Below are 26,124 nucleotides of genomic sequence, written 5' to 3'. Positions count from 1 at the left end.
ACGGTCGTGTGCAGATAAAAAAGGAAGATAGGGCATCGCGACGGGGAAGTTGTTGAACGCTTGGTGCCTATTACAGGCGCTGGAGTTAGTGCTTTTTACCAATCTGAATAAGGCGTTCCGTCATTAGCTTGACCTGTGGCACCGCTGCGCACATCACCCAGGCCGTGCTCATCGGATGCTTGTAGTTGCCAGGTGTCACGCTTGCCGGTAAGGGGGTCGAGGGGGATTTCCCGCAAGTAACGACGGCTTACGAGTTCCTGGAGAGAGTCGGGGCTCTTGCCGTGATCTTCACGATATTGGTCCAGCGACTGGCGCAGTGAAACCAGATTATGCCTAAGAACGGTTTCCTGGGCCTTGGTGTGTTGGCGAAAGTATTGGGGAGTGACGAGCGTCATGAGGGTGGCAATGATCGCCATGACCACCAGCAGTTCGATCAGGGTGAAACCACGTAAGTTGTTGCTACCATTGACTGTAAGGCGTTCCATTTAAACTCTTCCGTTGGCTGCGGGATGAAACGTCAAATACATCTTCTCCCTCGGATGGATTGTCGGGGCTGCTTCGGTAACTGCGCGATTGCCAGGTATCAATCGGTGAAAGTTCGGGGCACTCGCACACCGGGTCGCGGGGGATACGACGCAAAAAAAATATCTTTTGGCCTTTGATATCACTCTTGTCCGTGACGCCCTGGACTAATGCTTGCAAATTGGGAGGGTAACCACTGGCACTGATGCTTTGTTCAATGCGCTTGTCATCAGCGGCTACTTTATAAGAATCAATCGCCCGCCGTATTTCCCGCAATGAACGTTGCAGTTCGAGTTCCCGGTCGCGTTGTCCCATCATCGCCGTCAGCGGATAAGCTACTGTCGAAAGAGTGGCTAGCAGAGCCAGCGTCAGTAGTAATTCAATCAGCGTAAAACCTTTGGCGCAGTGATGGCGAGGCGCTATCAATGATAGCTTGCCATGCCACATCACCGTTTAACCTCCATGCCTGCCAAGGACTTCTTCAATAACCCAGGCCATTGAAATTAACTGCTTGCCTGAGTGTAGAACAGGTTTTGATAGGGCAAGTGCTACTTGAGATGAAAGGAGCAGACCTCACATTCCAAGCCTCGCGCTGCAACTGCCAACGCGGTGAGCTACAGTTTTCATGCGCTGTTGAAGGGTGCAGCACGGTTTCGGGATCATTCAGACATTCAGCGCATACTTATAAAACCCGGTTTTTATGAATGGGCTGGATATGAAGGCGTTCTGTCGGTGCCTGATGTTCTTTGCAGGTTTCATGTGTTTATCGCCGGAGTTGATGGCTGCCCCCAAGTCAAAAACCTCTGACAACCCTGCTGCGCTCGATCCGGATTTTTATCAGTGGATAACCTCCGAGCAGGGACAAAAGGCGTCTCTGACTCAGCTGCGACAGCAATGTGACAAGGTGCTGGACGCTGCGAAGAACCTCAGCTGTTCCGTCTCCGTCTTCGCCAGAATGCTGGAGGCCAAAGCCGCCAACCAGATCCCCGAATACTATCTGGCGATCAAGGAAAAACATGCACGAGCGATCGAGGCCAGCGCCGATCTGAAACCACTGTTTTCCACGTTTGGCCACCAATCGCTGGCGATCCTGGCGGCGGCCGGCAACTTTTCCATAAACGGTTCGACACAGCATGAAGTGCTGCGCATCCATCCGCATGCCAACGACGCTTATGTCGCTGACGAGGTGCTGCCCTTTATTGATGTCGATGGGCCAAATGGTGCTTCGGCGCGTTTTGTTGTGGATACTGGCGCACCGCAAACCCGCGTCAACATCGACACTGCGAAACAGATGGGCATCCAACTGTTGCCCGATGCTTACTATCGCTACAGCACCTTTTATGGCGAAAAGGGCCTGGCCGCGAGGCTGGGCATTCTCGGGTCACTCAAAGTCGGCACCCGCGAGTTCAGGAATGTCCTGGTGTTTGTCAGCGACCGGGATAATTTGTTGGGGCTGGACCTGATCAGCAAACTGGGGCGCTTGAAGATCACCAGAAGTGCCCTGGAACTCAATCCTGCGCCTGTCAGGCGCTGCGATGCGTTCATTGCCTTTAGCCGCGTGGATCTCAACCAGCGGCTGGTGGTTGCCGCTCAACTGGATCGCCGGACAACGCAGGCCATCATCGATACAGGAAATGTCGACTACCTGACGTCCGCGTTACCTGGCAGGCAGGTCAATGCCGTGCAGGCACTGGCACCAGGAAGCTCGAACAGTTACACCGGCGACAACAGGCACTTTCAACGCTTCGACGGCGTATTGGTCATGCAAGGCAACATCATGGCGGTCACCTACAAATACTACCCGGGCTTCACCATCCCGCCGTCGCTGCTGGGCGGGCAATACGTGCCGTCGATATTGCTCGGTTGGCGCGCCTTCAAGGACTTTGAATTGAACCTGGACCTGGACTCAGGTCGCTCATGCTTCAATAAAGTCTGAATCGTTGGAGTTTACCCACAATCCCTGTTGGTGGTTCTGTGGATAACATGTTCGCCCCTCGCTGCACCCCATACAAATCAAGACCTGCAGGGCGTCGTTCAAAAAACAACCAGCCTGGTTCGTGGTTTTTCCAAGCTTTTTCAAGGGGATAAGTGCTGCTGTTAACGCAGACTTGCCCCCAATCTCTGTTGGCGCTTCTGTGGATAAGATGTTTGCTATCGGCTGTAGGCCTTGTAAACAGCGGTGTTCAGGCGTCTGATCACAAAGTGATCAAAAGGTGGTTTTGCATTGTCGGCTTTCACGCAAACGCTGGATTTTTCAAGGTTTCAGCGGTTTTCCACAGAGCCTTCCAAGTTAACCCCAAAGTCTGTTGGCGCTTCTGTGGATAAGGTGTTTGCCATCCTCTGAACGCCTTGCAGGCCGTGGCTTTCAGGCTTTCGATCAAAAAACGACCAGTCCATCCGTAGAAGCAGGCTTCTGGATAAGTCACGGTTTTTCTTTGGTTTTTGTGAAGAAAATTTCCAGCATTTCCACAGTTGTCCCCAATAGCTGTGGGTGGAGATGTGGATAACTTGTTTGCGGAAGGCTGGGAGGTGCAGCGGGCATAGGTCTGAACGAGATAGGTCATATTTCGTACAGTTCTAAAGCGATGAAGGCGGGATGTCAGATATTCATGCGTTGGAAGAGAGGTCGCATTCGCGAGCAGGCTCGCTCCCACATTTGATCTGTGTCGTTCACAAATCCACTGTGGGAGCGAGCCTGCTCGCGAAGCTTTTGATCTTGATCAGCCGCTAACTGGAACGCCTTTGAGGTACGGCGCAGGCTCGGCCCCCAGGTTGCTCAGGAGACGCTCGCTGTACCAGTCCACGAAGTTCACCACGCCGAACTCATAAGTCTTGGAGTACGGGCCAGGCTGGTACGCGGTGGAGTTGATGCCGCGCTGGTTCTCTTCGGCCAGGCGACGGTCCTGGTCGTTGGTGGCGTCCCAGACCTGGCGCATGCGCTCCACGTCGTAGTCCACGCCTTCGACCGCGTCCTTGTGCACGATCCACTTGGTGGTGACCATGGTTTCCTGGGCGCTGATCGGCCACACGGTGAACACGATGATGTGATCGCCCATGCAGTGGTTCCAGGAGTGCGGCAGGTGCAGGATGCGCATCGAGCCCAGGTCCGGGTTCTTGATGCGGCCCATCAGCTTGGCGCAGCCCTGTTTACCGTCCATGGTCATCGACACGGTGCCCTTTAGCAGGGGCATGCGCACGATGCGGTTGCGCAGGCCGAAGCTGGCGTGGGCGTAGGGGATCTTCTCGGCTTCCCAGGCGGCGGCGGAGGCGGCCACGTGGTCCTTGAATGCCTGGTCGGCGCGCGGGTCGGTGACGTCGTCCCATTCCAGCAGGGTTTTCAGCAGTTCCGGGTGCGAAGCGTTGCAGTGGTAGCACTCGCGGTTGTTTTCCAGCACAAGCTTCCAGTTGGCCTTTTCCATCAAGGTGGTTTGCACCGCCACCTTGGTGTTTTCCATGTCGTACGGTTCCATGTAGTGGTTGAGCGTCGACAGGAAGTCATCGATGGCCGGCGGGTTCTCCGCCAGGCTGATGAAGATGTAGCCGCCGGCAGTCTTCACGTTCACCGGTTTGAGGCCGTACTGATTCATGTCGAAGTCGGCGCCCATCTCGGTGCCGGCGAACAGCAGGCGGCCGTCGAGTTCGTAGGTCCATTGGTGGTAGTGGCAAACCAGCTTGGCGACCTTGCCCTTGTCGCTGGTGCACAGGCGCGAGCCACGGTGGCGGCAGACGTTATGGAACGCGTGTACCACGCCTTCGGCGCCACGGATCACGATGATCGGGTTCTTGCCGACCTGCAGGGTCAGGTAGTTGCCCTTGGTAGGGATCTCGCAGGTCATGCCGGCGATCAGCCACTCTTTCTGAAAGATTTCCTGCATGTCGATATCAAACAGGCGCTCGTCGGAGTAAAACGGCTGCGGCAGCGAGAACGTGCGCTCGCGCTCCTGCAGCATCTGCGCGGTGGCCTTGCGTGCGGGTTCCAGCGGATCGCCCAGGCTCAGGGTAGTAGTGACGTCCATCGTTTAATCCTCAAGGCCATTCTGTGTGGCCGGCGAAAGTGGCTAATCAGGGTTGCTACGCAAGGTGTAATGGTTGTGTCTTGGTATGGGGCGAGTGTGGGGCCGGCGCTGGCCAGAACCTTATCCATGGGCGACATGGTGCAATCTGTTCCCGACGCGCAAGCCCCGGCAGTTGCGGGCTGGTCGCGATAAGCATGTCAATGTCGCAGATAGGTAAATGGGTGGTTCGCGCTATACGCAGAATCGCCAACATGAAGGCCGACAGTCGGCCGTGGAGATCAGCATGTCCAACAGCTTCCTGAATCCGGTAACCACCCAGACCTGGGCCAATGGTCGGCACATCGTCCGTTGCGTCAAAGTCATCCAGGAAACCTGGGATGTGCGCACCTTTTGCTTCATGGCCGACCAGCCGATCCTGTTCTTCTTCAAGCCGGGGCAATTCGTCACCCTGGAGCTGGAAATCGAAGGCCAGCCGATCATGCGTTCGTACACCATTTCCAGCTCGCCGTCGGTACCCTACAGCTTTTCGGTGACCATCAAGCGCGTGCCGGGCGGCAAGGTCTCGAACTGGCTGCACGACACCCTGCACGAAGGCCAGGAGCTGGCGGTGCACGGCCCGGTCGGGCTGTTCAATGCCATGGACTTCACCGCGCCGAAGGTGCTCTACCTCAGCGGCGGTGTTGGTATCACGCCGGTCATGTCCATGGCGCGCTGGTTCTACGACACCAACGGCAATGTCGACATGGTGTTTATCCACAGCGCCCGTTCGCCTAAAGACATCATTTACCACCGCGAACTGGAGCACATGGCGTCGCGGATCGAAAACTTCAACCTGCACCTGATCTGCGAGAAGCACGGCATGGGTGAGCCCTGGGCCGGTTATCGCGGTTACCTGAACCACAGAATGCTTGAATTGATGGCGCCTGACTTCCTTGAGCGCGAAGTGTTCTGCTGCGGCCCGACACCCTATATGAATGCGGTCAAGCGCTTGCTGGAAGGCGCAGGTTTCGACATGTCGCGTTACCACGAAGAATCCTTCGGTGCGACCCCGCCAGAGGCGCGCGCCGATGCGGTAGAACATGCAGAGCAAGCGGCCGAGGCACCGGAAGTCGATGCGGCGGACCTGCATCAGGTGGAGTTCACCGCCTCCGGCAAGAGCATCCGCGTGGCCCCGGGCGAGACCGTGCATGCGGCGGCGGCCAAGGTCGGCCTGATGATTCCGAAAGCGTGCGGCATGGGCATCTGCGGCACCTGCAAGGTGTTGAAGCTGGGTGGCGAAGTGGAGATGGAGCACAACGGCGGGATCACCGAGGAAGACGAAGCCGAAGGGTTCATCCTGTCGTGCTGCAGCGTGCCGAAGGGCGACGTGCGGATCGAATTCTGACAGCCGCGAATCCCCTGTAGGAGCGAGCCTGCTCGCGATGGACGTCAACGATGACGCTGGCAACCTGGCAACCCGCGGCGTTCTCAGGTTCATCGCGAGCAGGCTCGCTCCTACAGGGGAGGGTTTTAGTCAATAAACAGATCTGTCATCAGCTTGTCGCTGCTGTCGGGCGCGAACCGGTAGTGTTCGAACTCGGTAATGCCGCTCTCCCGCAGAATTTCCTCATCAATCAACAACCGCCCGGTCAGGCTGCGGTTTGTGCAGCTCAAAATCACATGCGCCGCATCCGCCATGATCGCAGGCGTTCGCGCATGCTTGAACGATTCCTTCGACCCCAACTGAAACTCGATGGCCGCGGTGGCAATCATCGTCTGTGGCCACAGCGAGTTGACGCTGATGCCGTAATTCCTGAATTCCTCACTCATGCCCAGGGTCAGCATGCTCATGCCGTACTTGGTGACGGTATAGGGGCTGTATTGGGCGAACCACTTGGTGGCCAGGTTCAGCGGCGGAGACAGGTTGAGGATGTGGCCACCGGACTTCTTCAGGTACGGCAACGCAGCCTGGCTGCACAGCAATACGGCACGGGTGTTGATCTGGTGCATCAGGTCGAAGCGCTTGAGTTCGATGTGCTGAACCCCAGTCAGCTTGATCGCCCCGGCGTTGTTGATCAGTGCGTCGATACCGCCGAAATGTTCGTTGGCCCGGGCCAGCGCCTCACGTACGGCATCCTCTTCACGTACATCCACCTGCAAGGCCAGCGCCTGGCCGCCTGCGGCTTCCACTTCCCGGGCCACGCTGAAAATCGTGCCCGGCAGCTTGGCATGGGGTTCGGCGCTTTTGGCGGCGATCACAATGTTGGCCCCATCGCGTGCGGCCCGCAGCGCGATCTCGCGGCCGATGCCGCGGCTGGCGCCGGTGATGAACAGGGTTTTGCCTTGCAATGACATGTTGACGCTCCTGATTGTTGTTATGTGAGCGGATCGGCTCGACAGACAATGTAGACGAAGTCTTGCAGGCGTCGGTTTGAGGGATGGTTTCTGGAGGTTTCAATCCACAGCGACTGTGGCAAGTGGAGGTCTTTGTGGCGAGGCGGCAAGCACTTCGCCACAATGGATAAGGTTATGATTCAAACCGCCATCAATCGATGATGCGGGTTGTCGGAGTCATCAGTTACTTTTCAGCGCCGAACAGCTTAATTTCGAATAACCCTTCCATATCCTCCACGTACTCTTTGCGAGCGATCACGAACTGTCTCCCGTGCTGTTTAACGGTTTCGTTGATCTGCGCAATTTTCAGAAGTTCCTCCCAAGTGACTTTAGTGATGGTGTTTTTTGCGTCGTTTTTCAGGAGTTGAACCAAGGTTTGATCGTTCATTTGGATTGCTCTCTTTTGGAACTCGGTTTTCCCATCGAATATTCGACAGGCCATGGTTCCCGAAAGACTGCGTAGTTTCCTTTTCAGGTCGGCAGACCCTACGCCAGCGATATCCAGATCTGGAACTGTAAGAAATACCAGAGTCGATAGGCGGCAGGCGAAACGCTATAGCGCCTGCCGCCGCGGGCGTCGGCTTCAGGCACTCATCACTTCACGAATGTCCTTCGCCAGCTCGCGCACGCGCGCTTCTTCGGTATCCCACGAGCACATGAAGCGTGCGCCGCCGTTGCCGATGAAGGTGTAGAAGCGCCAGCCCCTGGCGGTCAGGGCAGCGATGGCCGGTTCCGAGAGTTGCAGGAATACGCCGTTGGCCTGTACCGGGAACATCAGCTCCACGCCAGGAATGTCGCTGACCAGTTCGGCCAGCAATTGGGCGCAGCGGTTGGCGTGGTGGGCGTATTTGAGCCAGGCGTCGTTTTCCAGGATGCCGACCCAGGGTGCTGACAGGAAGCGCATCTTTGAAGCAAGCTGCCCGGCCTGTTTGCAGCGGTAATCGAAGTCTTCGGCGAGTTTGTGGTTGAAGAACAGAATCGCCTCGCCCACCGCCATGCCGTTTTTCGTGCCGCCGAAGCACAGCACGTCGACGCCGGCCTTCCAGGTCAAGTCGGCCGGGGAGCAGCCGAGGAACGCGCAGGCGTTGGAGAAGCGTGCGCCGTCCATGTGCAGGTTCAGGCCCAGTTCCTTGCAGGTGGCGCTGATGGCGCGGATTTCGTCCGGGGTGTAGACGCTGCCGACTTCGGTGGCCTGGGTCAGGGTTACCACGCGAGGTTTCGGGTAGTGGATGTCCTGGCGCTTGAGCGCGACCTCGCGGATCGATTCCGGGGTCAACTTGCCGTTTTCAGTGCGGGCGATCAGCAGCTTGGAACCGTTGGAGAAAAATTCCGGGGCGCCGCATTCGTCGGTTTCGACGTGAGCGGTTTCCGAGCAGATCACGCTGTGGTAACTCTGGCACAGCGAGGACAGCGCCAGCGAGTTGGCGGCGGTGCCGTTGAAGGCGAAAAACACTTCGCAGTCGGTTTCGAACAGTTTGCGGAAATCGTCGGACGCGCGGGCGGTCCATTCGTCGTCACCGTAGGCGCGCTGGTGGCCGTGGTTGGCCTGTTCCATGGCAGCCCAGGCTTCAGGGCAGATGCCGGAATAGTTGTCGCTGGCGAATTGTTGGCTCTTGTCGGTCATGGCCTGCTTCCGTGGTCGAGATGCCTATGGTGAAGCGTCCCGTGGTCAATGAGGGTGCGCACTGTACCCAAGATCGTCAGGTGGAGCGCACAGGATGTCGCTGTTTGGAAAATACAGTGTCGAAGGGCAATTATGCACGTGACAACGCAGGAGATCATGCACAAGACCATGCACAAGGCCATGCACTTAAAGCAGCGCGACGGGGCACTGGATCTGCTCAAGTGGCTGGCGCTATTGAGCATGGTGCTCGATCACCTGCGATATGTCGGTTATTCCGCCGATTGGTTATATGTGCCGGGGCGCCTGGCGTTTCCGTGGTTCTGCCTGGCGATGGCGGCCAATCTGGCGCGCGAGCGGACTACGACGACCGGTGGCCAGTGGCGCTATCTGGGTTGGTTGTTGCTGTTTAGCGCGGTGAGTGAAGTTCCCTACCGGATGTTCATTCCCCATCCCGACACCTTGAACGTGCTGCCCACCCTTGCCCTGGGCTTGCTGGTGGTTCGTGGCTGGCAGCAACCGGCGCTTGCATCGCGACTGCTGGCAGCTGGCGCATTGGTGCTGGCGGGCATTTTCTCAGAGCGACTGATGTTCGGTTTCTTTGGCGTGTTGTTGCCGTGGGTGATGCTGCTGGTGTTCCGACGACCCTGGTATTTCGGGCTGTTGGCGGGGCTGGTCTGTCTGGCGGCCAATCAATGGCAGGTGCTGTATCACGCGGCACGGCTGGGTAACCACGCGGCCATTCCGGCCATCGCCGCTTGTCTGATTGCGCCATGGCTCGGGCTGTTCTTGTTGCGACATGCCAAGGGCGTAAATCCACCACCGATGCGGCGCTGGGCGTATGCGCTGTATCCCGTGCATTTCCTCATTCTTTTGGCCTTGCGCCAGGCTATCGCCTGACTCTGTAGGAGCTGGCTTGCCAGCGATTGCGGTGGGTCAGTCGATATAAATGCCGAATGTGACGCCCCATCGCTGGCAAGCCAGCTCCTACAGGAGATCTGCGCTGGATCGACGGTCGTGTTCGGCATGCCATTTCCCGCCATGTCGTAAACGCACCTTTGCGTGGCGCCCGTAGGCATTTGACGACTCCAAGCCAGTCATACCATCGCTACCAAAGGGCACTGCCGAAAAGCCAGTGCCTCACCGAGACGAATGGCGCACCGCCGCCGCTGGGAGAGACGCGATGTTCAGCAAGCAAGACCAGATCCAGGGTTACGACGATGCACTGCTGGCGGCGATGAATGCCGAGGAGCAACGTCAGGAAGATCACATCGAGCTGATCGCGTCGGAGAACTACACCAGCAAGCGTGTGATGCAGGCCCAGGGCAGCGGCCTGACCAACAAATACGCCGAAGGGTACCCGGGCAAGCGCTACTACGGTGGCTGCGAGCACGTCGACAAGGTCGAGGCCCTGGCCATCGAGCGCGCCAAGCAACTGTTCGGCGCCGATTACGCCAACGTCCAGCCACACTCCGGATCGTCGGCCAACAGCGCCGTGTACCTGGCCCTGCTGCAAGCTGGCGACACCATCCTCGGCATGAGCCTGGCCCACGGCGGTCACCTGACCCACGGCGCCAAAGTGTCGTCCTCGGGCAAGTTGTACAACGCCGTGCAGTACGGCATCGACACCAAGACTGGTCTGATCGACTACGACGAAGTCGAGCGCCTGGCCGTCGAGTGCAAGCCGAAGATGATCGTTGCCGGTTTCTCGGCCTACTCCAAGACCCTCGACTTCCCGCGCTTCCGCCAAATCGCCGACAAGGTCGGTGCGCTGCTGTTCGTCGACATGGCCCACGTTGCCGGTCTGGTCGCTGCCGGTCTGTACCCGAACCCGCTACCGTACGCCGACGTAGTCACCACCACCACCCACAAGACCCTGCGCGGTCCGCGTGGCGGCCTGATCCTGTGCAAGGCCAACGAAGAAATCGAGAAGAAGCTCAACGCGGCGGTTTTCCCGGGTGCCCAGGGCGGCCCGCTGATGCACGTGATCGCCGGTAAGGCGGTGTGCTTCAAGGAAGCGCTCGAGCCTGGCTTCAAGGCTTACCAGCAACAAGTGATCGACAACGCCCAGGCCATGGCCGGCGTGTTTATCAAACGCGGCTACGATGTAGTGTCCGGCGGTACCGACAACCACCTGTTCCTGGTCAGCCTGATCCGTCAGGGCCTGACTGGCAAGGACGCGGATGCCGCCCTCGGTCGCGCCCATATCACTGTGAACAAGAATGCTGTGCCGAACGATCCGCAGTCGCCGTTCGTGACCTCCGGCCTGCGCATCGGCACCCCGGCGGTGACCACGCGCGGCTTCAAGGTGGCCCAGTGCGTCACGTTGGCCGGCTGGATCTGCGACATCCTCGACAACCTCGGCGATGCCGATGTCGAGGCCAATGTCGCCGAGCAAGTGGCAGCCCTGTGCGCGGACTTCCCGGTTTATCGCTGAGTGCGGTTTTGGAGTAAATGACTATGCAACGCTACTCGGGCTTCGGCCTCTTCAAACACTCCCTCAGCCACCATGAAAACTGGCAGCGCATGTGGCGCACGCCGACCCCGAAAAAGGTCTACGACGTGGTCATCGTCGGCGGTGGCGGGCATGGTCTGGCCACGGCTTACTACCTGGCCAAGGAACACGGCATCACCAACGTGGCCGTGGTCGAGAAAGGCTGGTTGGGCGGCGGTAACACCGCGCGCAACACCACCATCGTGCGCTCCAACTACCTGTGGGACGAATCGGCCCACCTGTACGAACACGCGATGAAGCTGTGGGAAGGCCTGTCCCAGGACCTGAACTACAACGTGATGTTCTCCCAGCGCGGCGTCTACAACCTGTGCCACACCCTGCAGGACATCCGTGATTCCGAGCGTCGAGTCAGCGCCAACCGCCTCAATGGCGTGGACGGCGAACTGCTCGATGCCAAGCAAGTGGCCGACGAGATCCCGTACCTCGACTGCTCGAAAAACACTCGCTACCCGGTGATGGGCGCAACCGTCCAGCGTCGTGGTGGCGTGGCACGTCACGATGCCGTGGCCTGGGGCTTTGCCCGGGCCGCCGACGCCCTTGGCGTGGACCTGATCCAGCAGACCGAAGTGATCGGTTTCCGCAAGGAAAACGGCGTGTGCATCGGCGTGGAAACCAATAAGGGCTTCATCGGCGCCAAGCGCGTCGGCGTGGTGACTGCCGGTAACTCCGGGCACATGGCCAAGCTCGCCGGTTTCCGCCTGCCGATCGAATCCCACCCGCTGCAAGCGCTGGTGTCCGAGCCGATCAAGCCGATTATCGACAGCGTGATCATGTCCAACGCCGTACACGGCTACATCAGCCAGTCCGACAAGGGCGACCTGGTGATCGGCGCCGGTATCGACGGCTACAACGGCTACGGCCAGCGTGGTTCGTACCCGGTGATCGAGCACACCATCCAGGCGATCGTCGAGATGTTCCCGGTGCTGTCCCGCGTGCGCATGAACCGTCAGTGGGGCGGCATCGTCGACACCACCCCGGATGCCTGCCCGATCATTTCGAAAACTCCGGTACCGAACATGTTCTTCAACTGCGGTTGGGGCACCGGCGGCTTCAAGGCCACGCCTGGCTCGGGCAACGTGTTTGCCGCGAGCCTGGCCAAGGGTGAAATGCACCCGTTGGCCGCACCTTTCTCCATCGACCGTTTCCACAACGGTGCGCTGATTGACGAACACGGCGCTGCTGCCGTCGCCCACTAACAGGAGAAATTTCCTATGTTGCATATCTTCTGTCCTCACTGCGGCGAACTGCGCTCCGAAGAGGAATTCCATGCATCCGGCCAGGCGCACATCCCGCGCCCACTGGACCCGAACACCTGCACCGACGAGGAGTGGGGCGACTACATGTTCTTCCGCGACAACCCGCGCGGTCTGCACCACGAGCTGTGGGATCACGTCGCCGGTTGCCGTCAGTACTTCAACGTCACCCGCGACACCGTGACCTACGAGATTCTCGAAACCTACAAGATCGGCACCAAGCCACAATTCACCGACAAGACCGATAGCCCGAAAGCGGCCAGCACGGCTCTGGGAGAGAAGGTATGAGCCAGATCAATCGCCTGTCCAACGGCGGACGGATCGACCGCAACAAAGTCTTGAGCTTCACCTTCAACGGCCAGAACTACAAAGGCTTCGAAGGCGATTCCCTGGCCGCTGCACTGCTGGCCAACGGCGTCGATATCATCGGTCGCAGCTTCAAGTATTCCCGTCCGCGCGGCATCTTCGCCGCCGGTGCCGAAGAGCCGAACGCAGTGCTGCAGATCGGCGCCACCGAAGCCACGCAGATCCCGAACGTGCGCGCCACGCAACAGGCGCTGTATCAAGGCCTGGTCGCCACCAGCACCAACGGCTGGCCGAGCGTGAACAACGACATGATGGGGATTCTCGGCAAGGTCGGCGGCAAGCTGATGCCGCCGGGTTTCTACTACAAAACCTTCATGTACCCGCAATCGTTCTGGATGACTTACGAGAAGTACATCCGCAAGGCCGCCGGTCTTGGCCGCTCGCCGACCGAGAACGATCCGGACACCTACGACTACATGAACCAGCACTGCGACGTGCTGATCGTGGGCGCTGGCCCTGCCGGCCTGGCGGCTGCACTGGCGGCTGCGCGCAGCGGTGCCCGTGTGATTCTGGCTGACGAACAGGAAGAGTTCGGCGGCAGCCTGCTCGACTCCCGCGAAAGCCTCGACGGCAAGCCCGCGACCGAGTGGGTCGCCAGCGTCATCGACGAACTGAAGAACACCCCGGACGTGCTGCTGTTGCCGCGCGCCACCGTCAATGGCTATCACGACCACAACTTCCTGACCATTCACGAGCGCCTGACCGATCACCTCGGCGACCGCGCACCGATTGGCCAGGTGCGTCAACGCATCCACCGGGTTCGTGCCAAGCGTGTGGTGCTGGCGACCGGCGCTCACGAGCGTCCACTGGTCTACGGTAACAACGACGTGCCGGGCAACATGCTCGCTGGCGCCATCTCGACCTACGTGCGTCGTTACGGTGTGGCACCGGGCAAGAAACTGGTGCTGTCGACCAACAACGACCACGCCTACCGCGTTGCCCTGGATTGGCTCGATGCCAGCCTGCAAGTGGTGGCCATCGCCGACGCCCGCAGCAACCCGCGTGGTGCGCTGGTGGAAGAGGCGCGTGCCAAAGGCATCCGCATCCTCACCGGTAGCGCCGTGATCGAGGCCCGTGGCAGCAAGCGCGTGACCGCTGCCCGTGTGGCCGCCATCGACGTCAAAGCCCACGCCGTGACCAGTCCTGGCGAATGGCTTGAATGCGACGTGGTGGCCAGTTCCGGTGGTTACAGCCCGGTGGTTCACCTGGCTTCGCACCTGGGTGGCAAGCCGATCTGGCGCGAAGACATCCTCGGTTTCGTACCGGGTGAGGCACCGCAGAAGCGTGTATGCGTCGGTGGCATCAACGGTGTCTTCGGCCTTGGTGATTCTCTGGCTGACGGTTTTGAAGGTGGCGCCCGCGCCGCTGCCGAAGCCGGGTTCCAGACGATTGAAGGCGTGTTGCCAAAAGCCCTGAGCCGTCTCGAAGAGCCGACCCTGGCGCTGTTCCAGGTTCCCCATGAAAAGAACACCGCACGGGCGCCGAAGCAATTCGTCGACCTGCAAAACGACGTCACTGCCGCCGCCATCGAACTGGCGACCCGCGAAGGCTTCGAGTCGGTCGAGCACGTCAAGCGCTACACCGCGCTGGGCTTCGGCACCGATCAGGGCAAGCTCGGTAACGTCAACGGTCTGGCCATCGCCGCCCGCTCGCTGAACGTGACCATCCCGCAGATGGGCACCACCATGTTCCGTCCGAACTACACGCCGGTGACTTTCGGCGCCGTGGCCGGTCGTCACTGTGGGCACATCTTCGAGCCGGTACGCTACACCGCGCTGCATCAATGGCACCTGAAAAACGGCGCCGAGTTCGAAGACGTTGGCCAGTGGAAACGTCCGTGGTACTTCCCGAAATCCGGTGAAGACCTGCATGCCGCGGTCAAGCGCGAATGCAAAGCCGTGCGCGACAGCGTCGGTCTGCTCGATGCTTCGACCCTGGGCAAGATCGATATCCAGGGCCCGGATGCGCGCGAGTTCCTCAACCGCGTCTACACCAACGCCTGGACCAAGCTCGACGTGGGCAAGGCGCGTTACGGCCTGATGTGCAAAGAAGACGGCATGGTGTTCGACGACGGCGTGACGGCTTGCCTGGCCGACAACCATTTCGTCATGACCACCACCACCGGCGGCGCAGCTCGTGTGCTGCAGTGGCTGGAGCTGTACCACCAGACCGAATGGCCGGACATGAAGGTGTACTTCACCTCCGTGACCGACCACTGGGCAACCATGACCCTGTCCGGGCCGAACAGCCGCAAGCTGCTCAGCGAAGTCACCGACATCGACTTGAGCAGCGAAGCCTTCCCGTTCATGACCTGGAAAGAAGGCCTGGTCGGCGGTGTGCCGGCGCGGGTGTTCCGGATTTCGTTTACCGGTGAACTGTCGTACGAAGTCAACGTGCAAGCCGACTACGCCATGGGCGTGCTGGAAAAAATCGTCGACGCCGGCAAGAAGTACAACCTGACGCCTTACGGCACCGAAACCATGCACGTGCTGCGGGCCGAGAAGGGTTTCATCATCGTTGGTCAGGACACTGACAGCTCGATGACCCCGGACGACCTGAACATGGGCTGGTGTGTCGGTCGCACCAAACCGTTCTCGTGGATCGGCTGGCGTGGCATGAACCGTGAAGACTGCGTGCGTGATCAGCGTAAACAGCTGGTTGGCCTGAAGCCGATAGACCCGACCAAATGGCTGCCGGAAGGTGCGCAACTGGTGTTCAACACCAAGCAAGCCATCCCGATGACCATGGTGGGTCACGTGACTTCCAGTTACCTGCACAACTCCCTGGGCTATTCGTTCGCCATGGGCGTGGTCAAGGGCGGGTTGCAGCGGATGGGCGAGCGAGTGTTCGCACCGCTGGCCGATGGCAGCGTGATCGAGGCGGAAATCGTTTCTTCGGTGTTCTTCGATCCGAAAGGCGAACGCCAGAACGTTTAAGGCTCGGGTCCTGTGGGGGGCCGGCTGCCGCTTTCGCGAGCAGGCTCGCTCCCACAGGAAATCGCGTACCCCTTGTGGGAGCGAGCCTGCTCGCGAAAGCGGCAGAACAGTCTCCACTGGGCTAACAGAATTCAGGAAAGGTGCTTTATGACCGCAGCCAATGTTTACCAACAACGCCCAACCTCCGGGGCCAAGGCCGAGTCGTCGTTGCATCATGCCGACCTCGCCAGCCTGGTGGGCAAGGGTCGCAAGAACGCCGGCGTGACCGTGCGTGAGAAAAAACTCCTCGGCCACCTGACCATTCGTGGCGACGGCCACGATGCCGCGTTCGCCGCCGGCGTGCACAAGGCCCTTGGCATCGAGTTGCCGGGCGCACTGACCGTCATTGTCAAAGGCGAGACCAGCCTGCAGTGGATGGGGCCGGATGAATGGCTGCTGATCGTGCCGACCGGTGAAGAGTTCGCCGCCGAGCAGAAACTGCGTGAAGCACTGGGCGATCTGCACATTGCAATCGTCAACGTCAGCGGCGGCCAGCAACTCCTCGAACTGAGTGGCCCGAACGTGCGCCAGGTGCTGATGAAGTCCACCAGCTACGACGTGCACCCGAACAACTTCCCGGTGGGTAAAGCGGTCGGCACGGTGTTCGCCAAGTCGCAACTGATGATCCGTCACACCGCCGAAGACACCTGGGAGCTGTTGATTCGTCGCAGCTTCTCGGATTACTGGTGGTTGTGGTTGCAGGATGCTTCTGCCGAGTATGGCCTCAGCGTTCAGGCCTGATCACCACCGTCACTGTAGGAGCGAGCCTGCTCGCGATGGACTTCAAGGCAACGCGTTGAATCAGAAAGTACGCGTCATCGTTGACCTCCATCGCGAGCAGGCTCGCTCCCACAGATGGGTGCTTTGTTTACAGATCTCACAGGAGTCACCGCACCATGAGCCGCGCCCCAGACACATGGATTCTGACCGCCGACTGCCCCAGCGTCCTCGGCACCGTGGACGCGGTGACCCGCTTTCTGTTCGAGCAGGGCTGCTACGTCACCGAGCACCACTCCTTCGATGATCGGCTCTCGGGCCGTTTCTTCATCCGCGTGGAATTCCGTCAACCCGACGGCTTCGATGAGCAATCATTCCGCGCGGGGCTCGCCGAGCGCGGTGAAGCCTTTGGCATGATCTTCGAACTGACTGAACCGAACTACCGGCCGAAAGTGGTGATCATGGTCTCCAAGGCCGATCACTGCCTCAACGATTTGCTCTATCGCCAGCGCATCGGCCAATTGTCGATGGACGTGGCCGCGGTGGTCTCCAACCACCCGGACCTCAAACCACTGGCTGACTGGCACCAGATTCCTTACTACCACTTCCCGCTGGACCCGAACGACAAGCCGTCGCAAGAGCGTCAGGTGTGGCAGGTGATCGAAGAGTCCGGTGCCGAGCTGGTGATCCTTGCGCGCTACATGCAAGTGCTGTCGCCAGAGTTGTGCCGCAAGCTCGATGGCAAGGCGATCAACATCCACCACTCCCTGCTGCCGGGTTTCAAGGGCGCCAAGCCCTATCACCAGGCCTACAACAAGGGGGTGAAACTGGTGGGCGCCACGGCGCATTACATCAACAACGACCTTGATGAAGGTCCGATCATTGCCCAGGGCGTCGAGGCAGTGGACCACAGCCATTACCCGGAAGACTTGATCGCCAAGGGGCGGGATATCGAAGGGCTGACGCTGGCGCGGGCGGTGGGTTATCACATCGAAAGAAGAGTGTTTTTGAACGCCAATCGCACGGTCGTTCTTTAGATAACTATCGCTGGCAAGCCAGCTCCCACAGGGTTTTGTGTTGTTCACAGATCTTGTGTCCCCCGTTCCACTGTGGGAGCGGGCTTGCCCGCGATGAGGCCCTCACAAGCAACACAAGAAACAGCATCTATACCCGAGCATTTAACGCGCTGCCTGCCTGGGCGACGCGGTTCCATAAAAACAACAGCGAGGTGAAAGCATGTCTGGCAATCGTGGTGTGGTGTATCTCGGCGCTGGCAAGGTCGAAGTACAGAAGATTGACTATCCGAAAATGCAGGACCCGCGCGGTCGCAAGATCGAGCACGGGGTCATTCTCAAAGTGGTTTCCACCAACATCTGTGGTTCCGACCAGCACATGGTGCGCGGGCGTACCACGGCGCAAACCGGCCTTGTGTTGGGCCACGAAATCACCGGCGAAGTGATCGAGAAGGGCAGCGACGTCGAGAACCTGAAAATCGGCGACCTGGTGTCCGTACCGTTCAACGTGGCTTGCGGGCGCTGCCGTTCCTGCAAGGAAATGCACACCGGCGTGTGCCTGAGCGTCAACCCGGCCCGCCCAGGCGGTGCTTACGGTTATGTTGACATGGGTGACTGGACCGGTGGCCAGGCGGAATACGCCATGGTGCCGTACGCCGACTTCAACCTGCTGAAGCTGCCGGATCGCGACCGTGCGATGGAAAAAATCCGCGACCTGACCTGCCTCTCCGACATCCTGCCGACCGGCTATCATGGTGCCGTGACTGCTGGCGTTGGCCCGGGCAGCACCGTATACATCGCTGGTGCCGGTCCGGTCGGTCTGGCGGCCGCCGCATCCGCTCGCCTGCTGGGCGCTGCGGTGGTGATCATCGGTGACGTCAACACCGTTCGCCTGGCGCACGCCAAAGCCCAGGGCTTCGAGATCGCCGACCTGTCCCTGGACACGCCGCTGCACGAACAGATCGCCGCACTGCTGGGCGAACCGGAAGTGGATTGCGCCATCGACGCCGTCGGCTTCGAAGCCCGTGGCCATGGCCATGACGGCGTGAAACACGAAGCCCCGGCCACCGTGCTCAACTCGCTGATGGGCGTGGTGCGTGTGGCCGGCAAGATCGGCATCCCCGGCCTCTATGTGACCGAAGACCCGGGTGCTGTCGACGCTGCCGCGAAAATGGGCAGCCTGAGCATCCGTTTCGGCCTGGGCTGGGCCAAGTCCCACAGCTTCCACACCGGCCAGACCCCGGTAATGAAGTACAACCGCGCGCTCATGCAAGCGATCATGTGGGACCGTATCAACATCGCCGAAGTGGTGGGCGTTCAGGTGATCAGCCTGGATCAGGCTCCGCAGGGTTATGGCGAGTTTGATGCGGGCGTGCCGAAGAAGTTTGTGATCGATCCGCACAAGATGTTCAGCGCGGCGTAAGCGTCGTGTAGAAAAAAGGGCGACTGAGGTCGCCCTTTTTTTGTTCAGTGGCCTGCCGGTGGCATGGCCAGGACTCGGTAGTTAAACGCACATTCTTTTTCGAGCTTTGAATTGCAGAGCTCAACGGAGTTTGCCTTATTGAAGGTTCCGGTTTTTTCTGCAGTTGGCTGGGCCTCCCATTTTGTACCTTTGACGGGTGCCCACTCTCTGAAGGAGTACAGCGTCATTCTGGCACCCGCGTACAAGTCGTCTCCAACGTAATCACACGAAACCACATCCGTATTCCCTTCGGAACTGACGGTCCGGTAGAACGCTCCGTCGAACACGAAGGTTTTCAGATCTCCCTCATCGGCATAGGGGTTTTCGCCTACCCAGACGCGGCCATTCGGCCCGGGGGCGGAATAGCTGTAGCCTGGCTCCTCTTTCTTTTGTTCGATACTGGCGGTTGGCGGACACATAGCAGTTGCCGCCATGGCGTTAGCTGTGAATACCGACAGTAATACGGCGCTTGCCGCGAGTGTCTTGCTTATCATGATGTGCTCCTTTACTTGGTTTGGAGTCGTCATGTTGGAGCAGGAGTAATGGGGTTTGTACTGTCGGTATTGATAGGTTTTCGGCGTTTTGAGATGGCAGCCGACGTGAAGTCCAGCGAAAGGAAAGGCACAAGGCGCGCTCATGAGACGCGCTGTGTTCGCGTCAAAGCGAAGCCAATGGACCTTGATAAAGGACGGGGCCAGTCGGTTGCCCGGTCGGTGAGCCGCCCTTCGGTTCAAGGCTGACTGCCAGCGCAATCGGCTTGCCGATCAGCGCTTTCTGAGTCTCGCTCAATTCGACCTTGCCTTTGCCTTTCGGCGGAATCACGCCGAGGGAAATCGGCTTGCCATCCGCCGGTATTGCCCACAGTTCCAGGCTGTGATCCGGCCCGATTGCGGCCAACGCCAGTGGCTCGACTTGCAGGTAATCCTCGTGGGCCAGCACGCGCAACGCCGGTTGTGCGTCGGCGCTCACCAGAGTGGCGCTGTAGCGGGCGTCGTCGGGGAGGTTGAGTACGCCGAGCGTCACTGCGATCAGCAGCGAGCCAACCGCCGCCGTCACTCGTAGCCAATTCCAGAACGGACGCTTCTCTGGCACGTGCAGCATTTGTGGTTCGATCCGCGCGGTAATGCCTTGCCAGACGCGATCCGGCACTGGCTGCTCCGGCAGGGCATCGGTCAGGCTGACCAGGCTTTCCTGCCACTGTGCCAGTTCTGCGCGCAAGGTCGCATCTTCCAGCAACAGCTGTTCGAAACGCCGGCGCGCGGTGGCAGGCATCAGGCCGATGGCATAGTCGGCGGCGAGGGCGCGGCGCAGGGTCGGGGTTCGATAGTTCATGATTCAAGGCACCTGCGCAGGCGTTCCATGCCGCGACGGATCCAGGACTTCACCGAGCCCAGCGGCGCGGCCAGGTGTTCGGCCAGTTCGGAGCACGACAGTCCCTGGAAATAGGCGACGGTAATCGACTGGCGCTGCATGCCTTCGAGGCTGTCCAGGCAACGGTTCAAGGCGCTGGCGTCACGAGCACTGTCCAGTTGCTCGTGGGCCGATGGGCTTTCATCCACGAGCCTCTGTTCTTCGAGATCGCTCAATGGCCGATCGCGGTGTTTGCGCAACTGGTCGATGGCCTGATGACGGGTGATGTTGATCATCCAGGTCAACGGCGCCGACAGATGCGCTTCGTAGCGTGATGCATTGTTCCAGATGCGCACGAAACTCTCTTGCAGCACCTCTTCGGCCAGATCCGGACGGCCCATGAAGCGTAGCGCTACCCCGTGCAGGCGCGGGCCGACACTGCGGTACAGCGTCTCGAAGGCGCGGCGGTCGCCCAGTGAACACTGGGCCAGCAATTGCCTGAGCTGATCGGCGTCGGCGATGGGAATGGCGGTTCTCCCGGAAAGCGGGGCAGGTGGCCGGTTGCAGGCAGAGGTTAGTTCACGGCGTGCAGTTGTTCCATTCACGGCGAACACCTCGGGCGGACCGCCGCCCCCGATGTGCGGGGGCGACGGCACGGCTCAGCTTTTCGGCATCAGCACTTTGTCGATGACCTGAATGACCCCATTGGACTGGTACACGTCGTAGGTGGTGATGTCAGCGACGTCGCCCTTTTCATCCTTGATGGTGATGTTGTGCGGACCGTTCATCATGGCCCACAGTTTGCCGCCGGCCACCGTGGTCAGTTCGGCCTTGCCGCCACCTGCCCTGATCTTCTCGGCCAGGGTCATCATGTCGAGTTTCCCGGCGACCACGTGGTAAGTGAGGAGGTGGGTCAGCGTGGCCTTGTTGGCCGGTTTGAGCAGGGTGTCGACGGTGCCCGCGGGCAGAGCGGTGAAGGCCGAATTGACCGGGGCGAACACGGTGAACGGGCCTTTGCCCTTGAGGGTGTCAACCAGGCCGGCGGCTTTTACTGCGGCGACCAGGGTGGTGTGATCGGCGGAGTTCACTGCGTTATCCACGATGTCCTTGCTTGGCAGCATGGTCTGGCCGCCGACCGTGACGGTGTCGTGGCCCATGTCCGCCGCTTGCACGGTGTTCAGGACGAGTCCGCCACCAAGGGCCAGGGTCAGCAGGCTGGCAATCAATGGCGTTTTGATCGAAGTGCGTTTCATGGTGATGATCCTTGTGATGAGAATCGGCCAGGGGTGTCTGTCCGTGCTTGATATACGCAGGCAGGGTGGAATTGGATGCAGTGGATCGCTATTTGCCACGACACCGACCCTGTAGGAGCTGCCGGAGGCTGCGATCTTTTGATCTTGATCTTCACGCCAGGATCAAAAGATCGCAGCCTTCGGCAGCTCCTACAGGGCCGGGAACAATCCTTGAGGGCGTCAGTCCAATGCACAGTTTTTCGCCGCCCATTGCCGGGCGGTGTTCATCGAGGATGTCTGAATGAAGATTTCACGCGGTTTTGCACTGGCATTACTCCTGACCCTGGCGGCCAGCCCGGCCTTTGCACAGTTCAACCTGAGTGATGCAGCCAATGTCATTGCCGGCATGAAAGGCGGTGACGCGACCGCGACCGCCGCACCGACGCCGCAGACCGCCGATTTGCTGAGCACCCTCAGTGAATTGGACATCACCCCGGAGCAAGCCATCGGCGGCGCCGGGGCGATGCTGGGCCTGGCGAAGAACCAGTTGAGTTCGACCGACTACGCGCAATTGGCCAAAAGCGTGCCGGGCATCGACATGCTCTCGGGCGGCGGTGAGTTGGGCGCGCTGGCTGGTCTGCTCGGCTCCAGCGGCAAAGCGGCAGGGCTGGATAACGCCCTGGGCAACGTCAAGGACACCAACGACCTGAACAACGCCTTCAGTGCCCTGGGCATGGACAGCGGCATGATCGGCCAGTTTGCTCCGGTGCTCCTGCAGTACTTCGGTCAGCAGGGCGTCGGCGGTACGTTGCTGAGCAGCCTGGGCAACATCTGGGGCGCCGGCGCCGGCAGCTGATTCAGCGGCGCTCGGCGCGCAAGGCGTCGATGCGTCGGTCCTTCTCGATCCAGAGCTGGTTGACCCAGTTCTGGATCTTCTCGCGAAACACCGGATCGCTTTCGTAATCGCCCTGCCATAGCGCCGGGTCGAGTTCGCGGGTCTTGATGTCGATGATGACCCTTGGCAGATGGCCGCTGATCAGATCCCAGAACCCCGGAATTTTCTGCTGCGGGTAAACCACCGTCACATCGAGAACGGCGTCCAGCTGTTCACCCATTGCCGCCAGCACGAATGCCACGCCGCCAGCCTTGGGCTTGAGCAGGTGAGTGAACGGCGAATGCTGTTGAGTGCTTTTCGCTGCGGTGAAGCGCGTACCTTCCAGATAGTTGACCACCGTCACCGGCTGGCGCTTGAACAGCTCGCAGGCCTTTTTGGTGATCTCCAGATCCTTGCCCGCCAGCTCCGGGTGTTTGGCCAGGAACGCCTTGCTGTAGCGCTTCATGAACGGGTAATCCAGCGCCCACCACGCCAGGCCCAGGAAGGGCACCCAGATCAGTTCTTTCTTGAGGAAGAATTTGAAGAACGGCGTACGCCGGTTCAGCGTCTGGATCAGCGCCGGGATGTCGACCCAGGATTGATGGTTGCTGATTACCAGGTACGAGGTATCGCGGCGCAGATCTTCACCGCCACGGATGTCCCATTGGGTGGGGATGCAGACGCGGAAAATCAGCTTGTCGATTTCCGACCAGGTTTCGGCGATCCACATCACGGCCCAGGAAGCAAAATCGCGCAAGCGGCCGGGCAGGATCAGCTTGAGCAGGGCAAACACCAGCAATGGCCCGATCAGGACCAGGGTGTTGAGCAGAAGCAGCAGGGTCACGAAACAGCCGGTGAGCAGGCGGCGCATAAGTCACTCGTGGAAGCGGTTGGGCGCGCCATGATAAGCAGCTTCGGGCGACAGGCCAAATCGCTATGACGAAAGCTTCACCTGGGCGGCGGTAGGCTGGATACCCTCGTCCCTGTAGGAGCTGCCGAAGGCTGCGATCTTTTGACTTTGTTTTGAAGATCCAAAGATCGCAGCCTTCGGCAGCTCCTACAGGGCTTTGATCTTCAAATATCTGCGAACGAATTCAACCGCCACGGTCTAAAATCCCGCTGCCCATCCTTCAAGGAAGCCCTACGTGAAATCGCTCCTCGCACTGCTTTCCCTCCTGGCCCTGCCGGTCATGGCCGCCGAGCCGACCTTGTACGGGCGTTACGAATACATCGCCCTGCCGGAAATCGGCGGGCAGGTCCTCAAGGCGAAAATGGACACCGGCGCCCTGACCGCGTCGCTGTCGGCCAAGGACATCGAAACCTTCAAGCGTGACGGCGAAGACTGGGTGCGTTTCCGCCTGGGCACCAAGGATGCGGGCAACCAGGTCTACGAACACAAGGTCGCGCGCATCAGCAAGATCAAGACCCGCTCCGAAGAGGACGAGGAGGACAGCGAAGTCGTCGCGCCGACCAAGCGTCCGGTGGTCGATCTGGAGCTGTGCCTGGGTCACGTCAAGCGCACGGTCGAGGTCAACCTGACAGACCGCAGCAGCTTCAACTACCCGTTGCTGATCGGCGCCAAGGCGTTGCGCGAGTTCGGTGCGGCGGTGAACCCGGCACGGCGGTTTACGGCGGACAAGCCGGACTGCTGATTTTTCGAAGGTTTAAAGCCTGGGCATCGTCGCAATCATCGAAGGCCGCTGGCTCACCTCGAAGTACCACGCCGCCAGCTGCGGATTCGCCGTGCGCCAATCCAGATCCGGATGGCGCAGGTCCAGGTAACCCAGTGCACAGGCCACGCTGATCGCGGCCACGTCGAAGTGGCAGGTCAGCTCGGCAATCGAGTCCTTTTCCAGCAGGGCCAGGGCTCGGCGGATCTTGTCGCGCTGGCCGTCGAGCCATTCGTCCCAGTGTTTCTCCGGGGCACGCAGGGCGACCTCGTAGCGCACCAGCACGGCCGCGTCCATGATCCCGTCGGCAAGGGACGCGAGGGTCAGGCGCCGCCAGCGGGCCGAGCCTTCGCGGGGGATCAGCGGGTTGCCGACGTGCTGCTGATCGAGGTAGTCGAGGATGACCCGGCTGTCATGGATGACATTGCCATCGGCCAGGCGCAGGGCCGGGATTTTGCTCAGGGGGTTGTCGTCGATCAGGGCCGGGTCCGGGGTAACCGGGGTGAGGACGCTGGTCTGCAGCGCCACTCGGTCCTGTTGACCGGTTTCGTGCAGCAGCACCATGACTTTGCGAACGAAGGGAGAGAGCGGGTTGTGGTACAGGGTCATGCTCGGGGCGGACATGGCAGCGTCTCGATCGGTGGCAGAGTCGGGCAGCATAGCGTGTTGGGGCGATAGCTCAATATCCCAAAAAACGCAGACCTCATGTAGGAGCGAGCTTGCTCGCGATGGACTTGAGAACGCCGCTGGGTGTCAGGTTCCCCGCGTTATCGTTAACGACCATCGCGAGCAAGCTCGCTCCTACAGGGGGTCAGCGGCGTTGCAGGAGGCCGCGTAGGGCCAGCACGGCCGGGATGCCCAGCCCCACCCAGCTCAGTGAATCCCACACACCATCCCCGAGCAACGCGGCGAACAGCCCTGCCGCGCTGAGCACCGCGATGACGGTGGGAATGGCAAAGACCTTCCAGAAATTCGACTGCCGGGGCTTCATGCCACGCTCTCCGCTTTTTCCAGTACAGGCCTGGCAGCCTTGCGCCGCACTACCCACAGGTAGACTCCGCTGCCGAGCACAATGATGGTCAGCACATCCAGGGTCGCCCAGAGGATTTGCATCGGCATGCCGCCGTAGTCGCCGAAGTGCAACGGTTGCGACATGCCCATGGCATCCATGTACCAGGGTCGCTCGGCCACGGCGGTGACTTGCAGGGTACTGGCGTCGATCAGTACCGGCGTCAGCAGGTGCGAGGTCAGGTGCGTGCTGCCTTTCATGAACACCGCGTAATGGTGCTCGCTGGAAAACCGCGTACCGGGGAAGGCGATGAAGTCCGGCTGCATGCCCGGCGCGACGCCCTTGGCAATGTCGAGCAAACGGGTGGCCGGCGCCAGTTGCGTCAGCGGTGGCGCATCGCGGTACGGCGCGACCATCGCGCTCAGGCTGTCGTTGCGCCAGGCGGCAATGATCAGGTCGGCGCAGGCACTGATCACACCGGTCACGCCGACCACCAGGGCCCAGGTCAAGGTCACGACGCCGATCAGGTTATGCAGGTCGAGCCAGCGCAGGCGGGTGGATTTGTCCTGGCGCACGGTGGCGAACTTCAGGCGGCGCATGAATGGCAGGTACAAGACGGTGCCGGAGACGATCGCCACCACGAACAGAATCCCCATGAACGCCAACAGCAGTTTGCCCGGCAAGCCGGCAAACATGTCCACGTGCAGGCGCAGCATGACCATCATGAAACCACCGTTGGCCGACGGCATCTCCAGGGCCTCGCCGGTACGGGCGTCGAGCATGAAGGTATGGGACGAATTGGGTTCGGTACCGGCGGTGGGGGCCATGATCGCAATCGCGGCATTGGGCTCGTCGTCCTCGAAGCCGAAATACTGCATGACTTCGCCAGGGCGATGCTTTTCAGCCGCCGCTACCAGCTGCTGCAAATCAAGCCGCGGGGTGTCTGCCGGCATCTGCTTCAGCTCGGCCGCATCGCCGAGGAGATGGTCGATCTCGTGATGGAAGATCAGCGGCAGGCCGGTCAGTGCCAGCAGCAACAGGAACACCGTGCAAATCAGGCTGGTCCAGGTATGAACAGCGGACCAGCGGCGAATTGTTTTACTTTTCATTTCATAGCCTTCAGAAAAACCAAAGCCGTCCACGAAGGACGGCCTGG

Annotated in this window: 27 protein-coding genes; 12 read left to right on the top strand and 15 right to left on the bottom strand. The window is 60.2% G+C overall.

Annotation, left to right across the window (positions count from 1 at the left end):
- Positions 1-95: 95 nt before the first annotated feature.
- Entirely contained in the window at positions 96-485 is a 390-nt protein-coding gene (locus CD175_RS19090) for a type II secretion system protein (protein ID WP_104450059.1), read from the bottom strand.
- Positions 460-969: a type II secretion system protein gene (locus tag CD175_RS19085; protein ID WP_104450058.1), complete on the bottom strand. Its 510-nt coding sequence runs from the start codon at positions 967-969 to the stop codon at positions 460-462. Before CD175_RS19085 ends, CD175_RS19090 begins: the two co-directional genes overlap by 26 nt.
- A gap of 331 nt (positions 970-1,300) precedes the next feature.
- On the opposite strand from CD175_RS19085, the gene CD175_RS19080 reads away from it, so the two are divergent.
- Positions 1,301-2,458, top strand: coding sequence for a retropepsin-like aspartic protease (locus tag CD175_RS19080; protein WP_420849132.1), 1,158 nt, complete (start codon positions 1,301-1,303; stop codon positions 2,456-2,458).
- A gap of 298 nt (positions 2,459-2,756) precedes the next feature.
- Here the strand turns inward: CD175_RS19080 and CD175_RS31120 are convergent, their stop codons facing one another.
- Together CD175_RS31120 and gbcA are read right to left on the bottom strand one after the other, a co-directional pair.
- On the bottom strand, positions 2,757-3,086 hold the full coding sequence (locus CD175_RS31120) for a hypothetical protein (protein WP_146094593.1): 330 nt from the start codon (positions 3,084-3,086) through the stop codon (positions 2,757-2,759).
- Between the two features lie 156 nt (positions 3,087-3,242).
- The gene (gene gbcA, locus CD175_RS19075) at positions 3,243-4,538 is read right to left on the bottom strand and encodes a glycine betaine monooxygenase oxygenase subunit (protein WP_104450056.1); all 1,296 of its coding nucleotides are present in this window, start codon (positions 4,536-4,538) and stop codon (positions 3,243-3,245) included.
- Positions 4,539-4,821: 283 nt separating this feature from the next.
- Between gbcA and gbcB the strand changes: the two genes are divergently transcribed.
- The gene (gbcB, locus tag CD175_RS19065; RefSeq protein ID WP_007975515.1) at positions 4,822-5,922 is read left to right on the top strand and encodes a glycine betaine monooxygenase reductase subunit; all 1,101 of its coding nucleotides are present in this window, start codon (positions 4,822-4,824) and stop codon (positions 5,920-5,922) included.
- A 125-nt stretch (positions 5,923-6,047) separates the two neighbouring features.
- Here gbcB and CD175_RS19060 read toward each other — a convergent pair whose 3' ends face one another.
- The 3 genes from CD175_RS19060 to CD175_RS19050 form a co-directional block, all read right to left on the bottom strand.
- Positions 6,048-6,872, bottom strand: a complete 825-nt coding sequence (locus CD175_RS19060; RefSeq protein WP_104450054.1) for an SDR family oxidoreductase — start codon at positions 6,870-6,872, stop codon at positions 6,048-6,050.
- A 223-nt stretch (positions 6,873-7,095) separates the two neighbouring features.
- Complete coding sequence (locus CD175_RS19055) at positions 7,096-7,299, bottom strand: hypothetical protein (protein ID WP_146094592.1); 204 nt, start codon at positions 7,297-7,299, stop codon at positions 7,096-7,098.
- 195 nt (positions 7,300-7,494) lie between these two features.
- Positions 7,495-8,535 carry a threonine aldolase family protein gene (locus tag CD175_RS19050; protein WP_104450052.1) on the bottom strand — a complete coding sequence of 347 codons (1,041 nt, stop codon included), beginning with the start codon at positions 8,533-8,535 and terminating at the stop codon, positions 7,495-7,497.
- A gap of 132 nt (positions 8,536-8,667) precedes the next feature.
- Here CD175_RS19050 and CD175_RS19045 point away from each other — a divergent pair, with 132 nt between their 5' ends.
- From CD175_RS19045 to fdhA, 8 genes are all read left to right on the top strand, one after another.
- Complete coding sequence (locus CD175_RS19045; protein WP_104450051.1) at positions 8,668-9,432, top strand: TraX family protein; 765 nt, start codon at positions 8,668-8,670, stop codon at positions 9,430-9,432.
- A 283-nt stretch (positions 9,433-9,715) separates the two neighbouring features.
- Entirely contained in the window at positions 9,716-10,969 is a 1,254-nt protein-coding gene (gene glyA / locus CD175_RS19040; RefSeq protein WP_007980421.1) for a serine hydroxymethyltransferase, read from the top strand.
- Positions 10,970-10,992: 23 nt separating this feature from the next.
- Positions 10,993-12,243, top strand: coding sequence for a sarcosine oxidase subunit beta (locus CD175_RS19035; protein WP_007980419.1), 1,251 nt, complete (start codon positions 10,993-10,995; stop codon positions 12,241-12,243).
- A 15-nt stretch (positions 12,244-12,258) separates the two neighbouring features.
- Positions 12,259-12,588 (top strand): sarcosine oxidase subunit delta, encoded by a 330-nt coding sequence (locus CD175_RS19030; protein WP_046039383.1) that lies wholly within the window; start codon positions 12,259-12,261, stop codon positions 12,586-12,588.
- Positions 12,585-15,602 carry a sarcosine oxidase subunit alpha gene (locus CD175_RS19025; protein ID WP_102700714.1) on the top strand — a complete coding sequence of 1,006 codons (3,018 nt, stop codon included), beginning with the start codon at positions 12,585-12,587 and terminating at the stop codon, positions 15,600-15,602. Before CD175_RS19030 ends, CD175_RS19025 begins: the two co-directional genes overlap by 4 nt.
- A gap of 147 nt (positions 15,603-15,749) precedes the next feature.
- The gene (locus CD175_RS19020; protein WP_104450050.1) at positions 15,750-16,382 is read left to right on the top strand and encodes a sarcosine oxidase subunit gamma; all 633 of its coding nucleotides are present in this window, start codon (positions 15,750-15,752) and stop codon (positions 16,380-16,382) included.
- 155 nt (positions 16,383-16,537) lie between these two features.
- On the top strand, positions 16,538-17,395 hold the full coding sequence (purU, locus tag CD175_RS19015; RefSeq protein ID WP_015097122.1) for a formyltetrahydrofolate deformylase: 858 nt from the start codon (positions 16,538-16,540) through the stop codon (positions 17,393-17,395).
- Positions 17,396-17,594: 199 nt separating this feature from the next.
- Entirely contained in the window at positions 17,595-18,794 is a 1,200-nt protein-coding gene (gene fdhA, locus CD175_RS19010) for a formaldehyde dehydrogenase, glutathione-independent (RefSeq protein ID WP_007980407.1), read from the top strand.
- 44 nt (positions 18,795-18,838) lie between these two features.
- Here the strand turns inward: fdhA and CD175_RS19005 are convergent, their stop codons facing one another.
- From CD175_RS19005 to CD175_RS18990, 4 genes are all read right to left on the bottom strand, one after another.
- Positions 18,839-19,327 carry a DUF3757 domain-containing protein gene (locus CD175_RS19005; RefSeq protein ID WP_158255664.1) on the bottom strand — a complete coding sequence of 163 codons (489 nt, stop codon included), beginning with the start codon at positions 19,325-19,327 and terminating at the stop codon, positions 18,839-18,841.
- A 163-nt stretch (positions 19,328-19,490) separates the two neighbouring features.
- Complete coding sequence (locus tag CD175_RS19000; RefSeq protein ID WP_104450048.1) at positions 19,491-20,165, bottom strand: anti-sigma factor; 675 nt, start codon at positions 20,163-20,165, stop codon at positions 19,491-19,493.
- Positions 20,162-20,788 (bottom strand): RNA polymerase sigma factor, encoded by a 627-nt coding sequence (locus tag CD175_RS18995; RefSeq protein WP_104450445.1) that lies wholly within the window; start codon positions 20,786-20,788, stop codon positions 20,162-20,164. The genes CD175_RS19000 and CD175_RS18995 overlap by 4 nt, the downstream gene beginning before the upstream one ends.
- Before the next feature lie 54 nt (positions 20,789-20,842).
- On the bottom strand, positions 20,843-21,436 hold the full coding sequence (locus CD175_RS18990; RefSeq protein WP_104450047.1) for a fasciclin domain-containing protein: 594 nt from the start codon (positions 21,434-21,436) through the stop codon (positions 20,843-20,845).
- Positions 21,437-21,716: 280 nt separating this feature from the next.
- Here CD175_RS18990 and CD175_RS18985 point away from each other — a divergent pair, with 280 nt between their 5' ends.
- Positions 21,717-22,271, top strand: coding sequence for a DUF2780 domain-containing protein (locus CD175_RS18985; RefSeq protein WP_104450046.1), 555 nt, complete (start codon positions 21,717-21,719; stop codon positions 22,269-22,271).
- Position 22,272: 1 nt separating this feature from the next.
- Here CD175_RS18985 and CD175_RS18980 read toward each other — a convergent pair whose 3' ends face one another.
- On the bottom strand, positions 22,273-23,160 hold the full coding sequence (locus CD175_RS18980) for a 1-acylglycerol-3-phosphate O-acyltransferase, YihG family (RefSeq protein ID WP_104450045.1): 888 nt from the start codon (positions 23,158-23,160) through the stop codon (positions 22,273-22,275).
- A 274-nt stretch (positions 23,161-23,434) separates the two neighbouring features.
- On the opposite strand from CD175_RS18980, the gene rloA2 reads away from it, so the two are divergent.
- Positions 23,435-23,941, top strand: a complete 507-nt coding sequence (gene rloA2 / locus CD175_RS18975) for a retropepsin-like aspartic peptidase RloA2 (protein ID WP_104450044.1) — start codon at positions 23,435-23,437, stop codon at positions 23,939-23,941.
- Between the two features lie 12 nt (positions 23,942-23,953).
- Here the strand turns inward: rloA2 and CD175_RS18970 are convergent, their stop codons facing one another.
- The 3 genes from CD175_RS18970 to CD175_RS18960 form a co-directional block, all read right to left on the bottom strand.
- Positions 23,954-24,583: a glutathione S-transferase gene (locus tag CD175_RS18970; protein WP_104450043.1), complete on the bottom strand. Its 630-nt coding sequence runs from the start codon at positions 24,581-24,583 to the stop codon at positions 23,954-23,956.
- Positions 24,584-24,770: 187 nt separating this feature from the next.
- On the bottom strand, positions 24,771-24,950 hold the full coding sequence (locus CD175_RS18965; protein ID WP_056726593.1) for a hypothetical protein: 180 nt from the start codon (positions 24,948-24,950) through the stop codon (positions 24,771-24,773).
- Positions 24,947-26,077 carry a PepSY-associated TM helix domain-containing protein gene (locus tag CD175_RS18960; RefSeq protein ID WP_104450444.1) on the bottom strand — a complete coding sequence of 377 codons (1,131 nt, stop codon included), beginning with the start codon at positions 26,075-26,077 and terminating at the stop codon, positions 24,947-24,949. The genes CD175_RS18965 and CD175_RS18960 overlap by 4 nt, the downstream gene beginning before the upstream one ends.
- Positions 26,078-26,124: the final 47 nt, after the last annotated feature.

This window comes from Pseudomonas laurylsulfatiphila (assembly GCF_002934665.1).
Taxonomy (GTDB): domain Bacteria; phylum Pseudomonadota; class Gammaproteobacteria; order Pseudomonadales; family Pseudomonadaceae; genus Aquipseudomonas; species Aquipseudomonas laurylsulfatiphila.
Note: the sequence above shows the minus strand (reverse complement) of the source record. Positions and strands in the feature narration are given on the sequence as shown.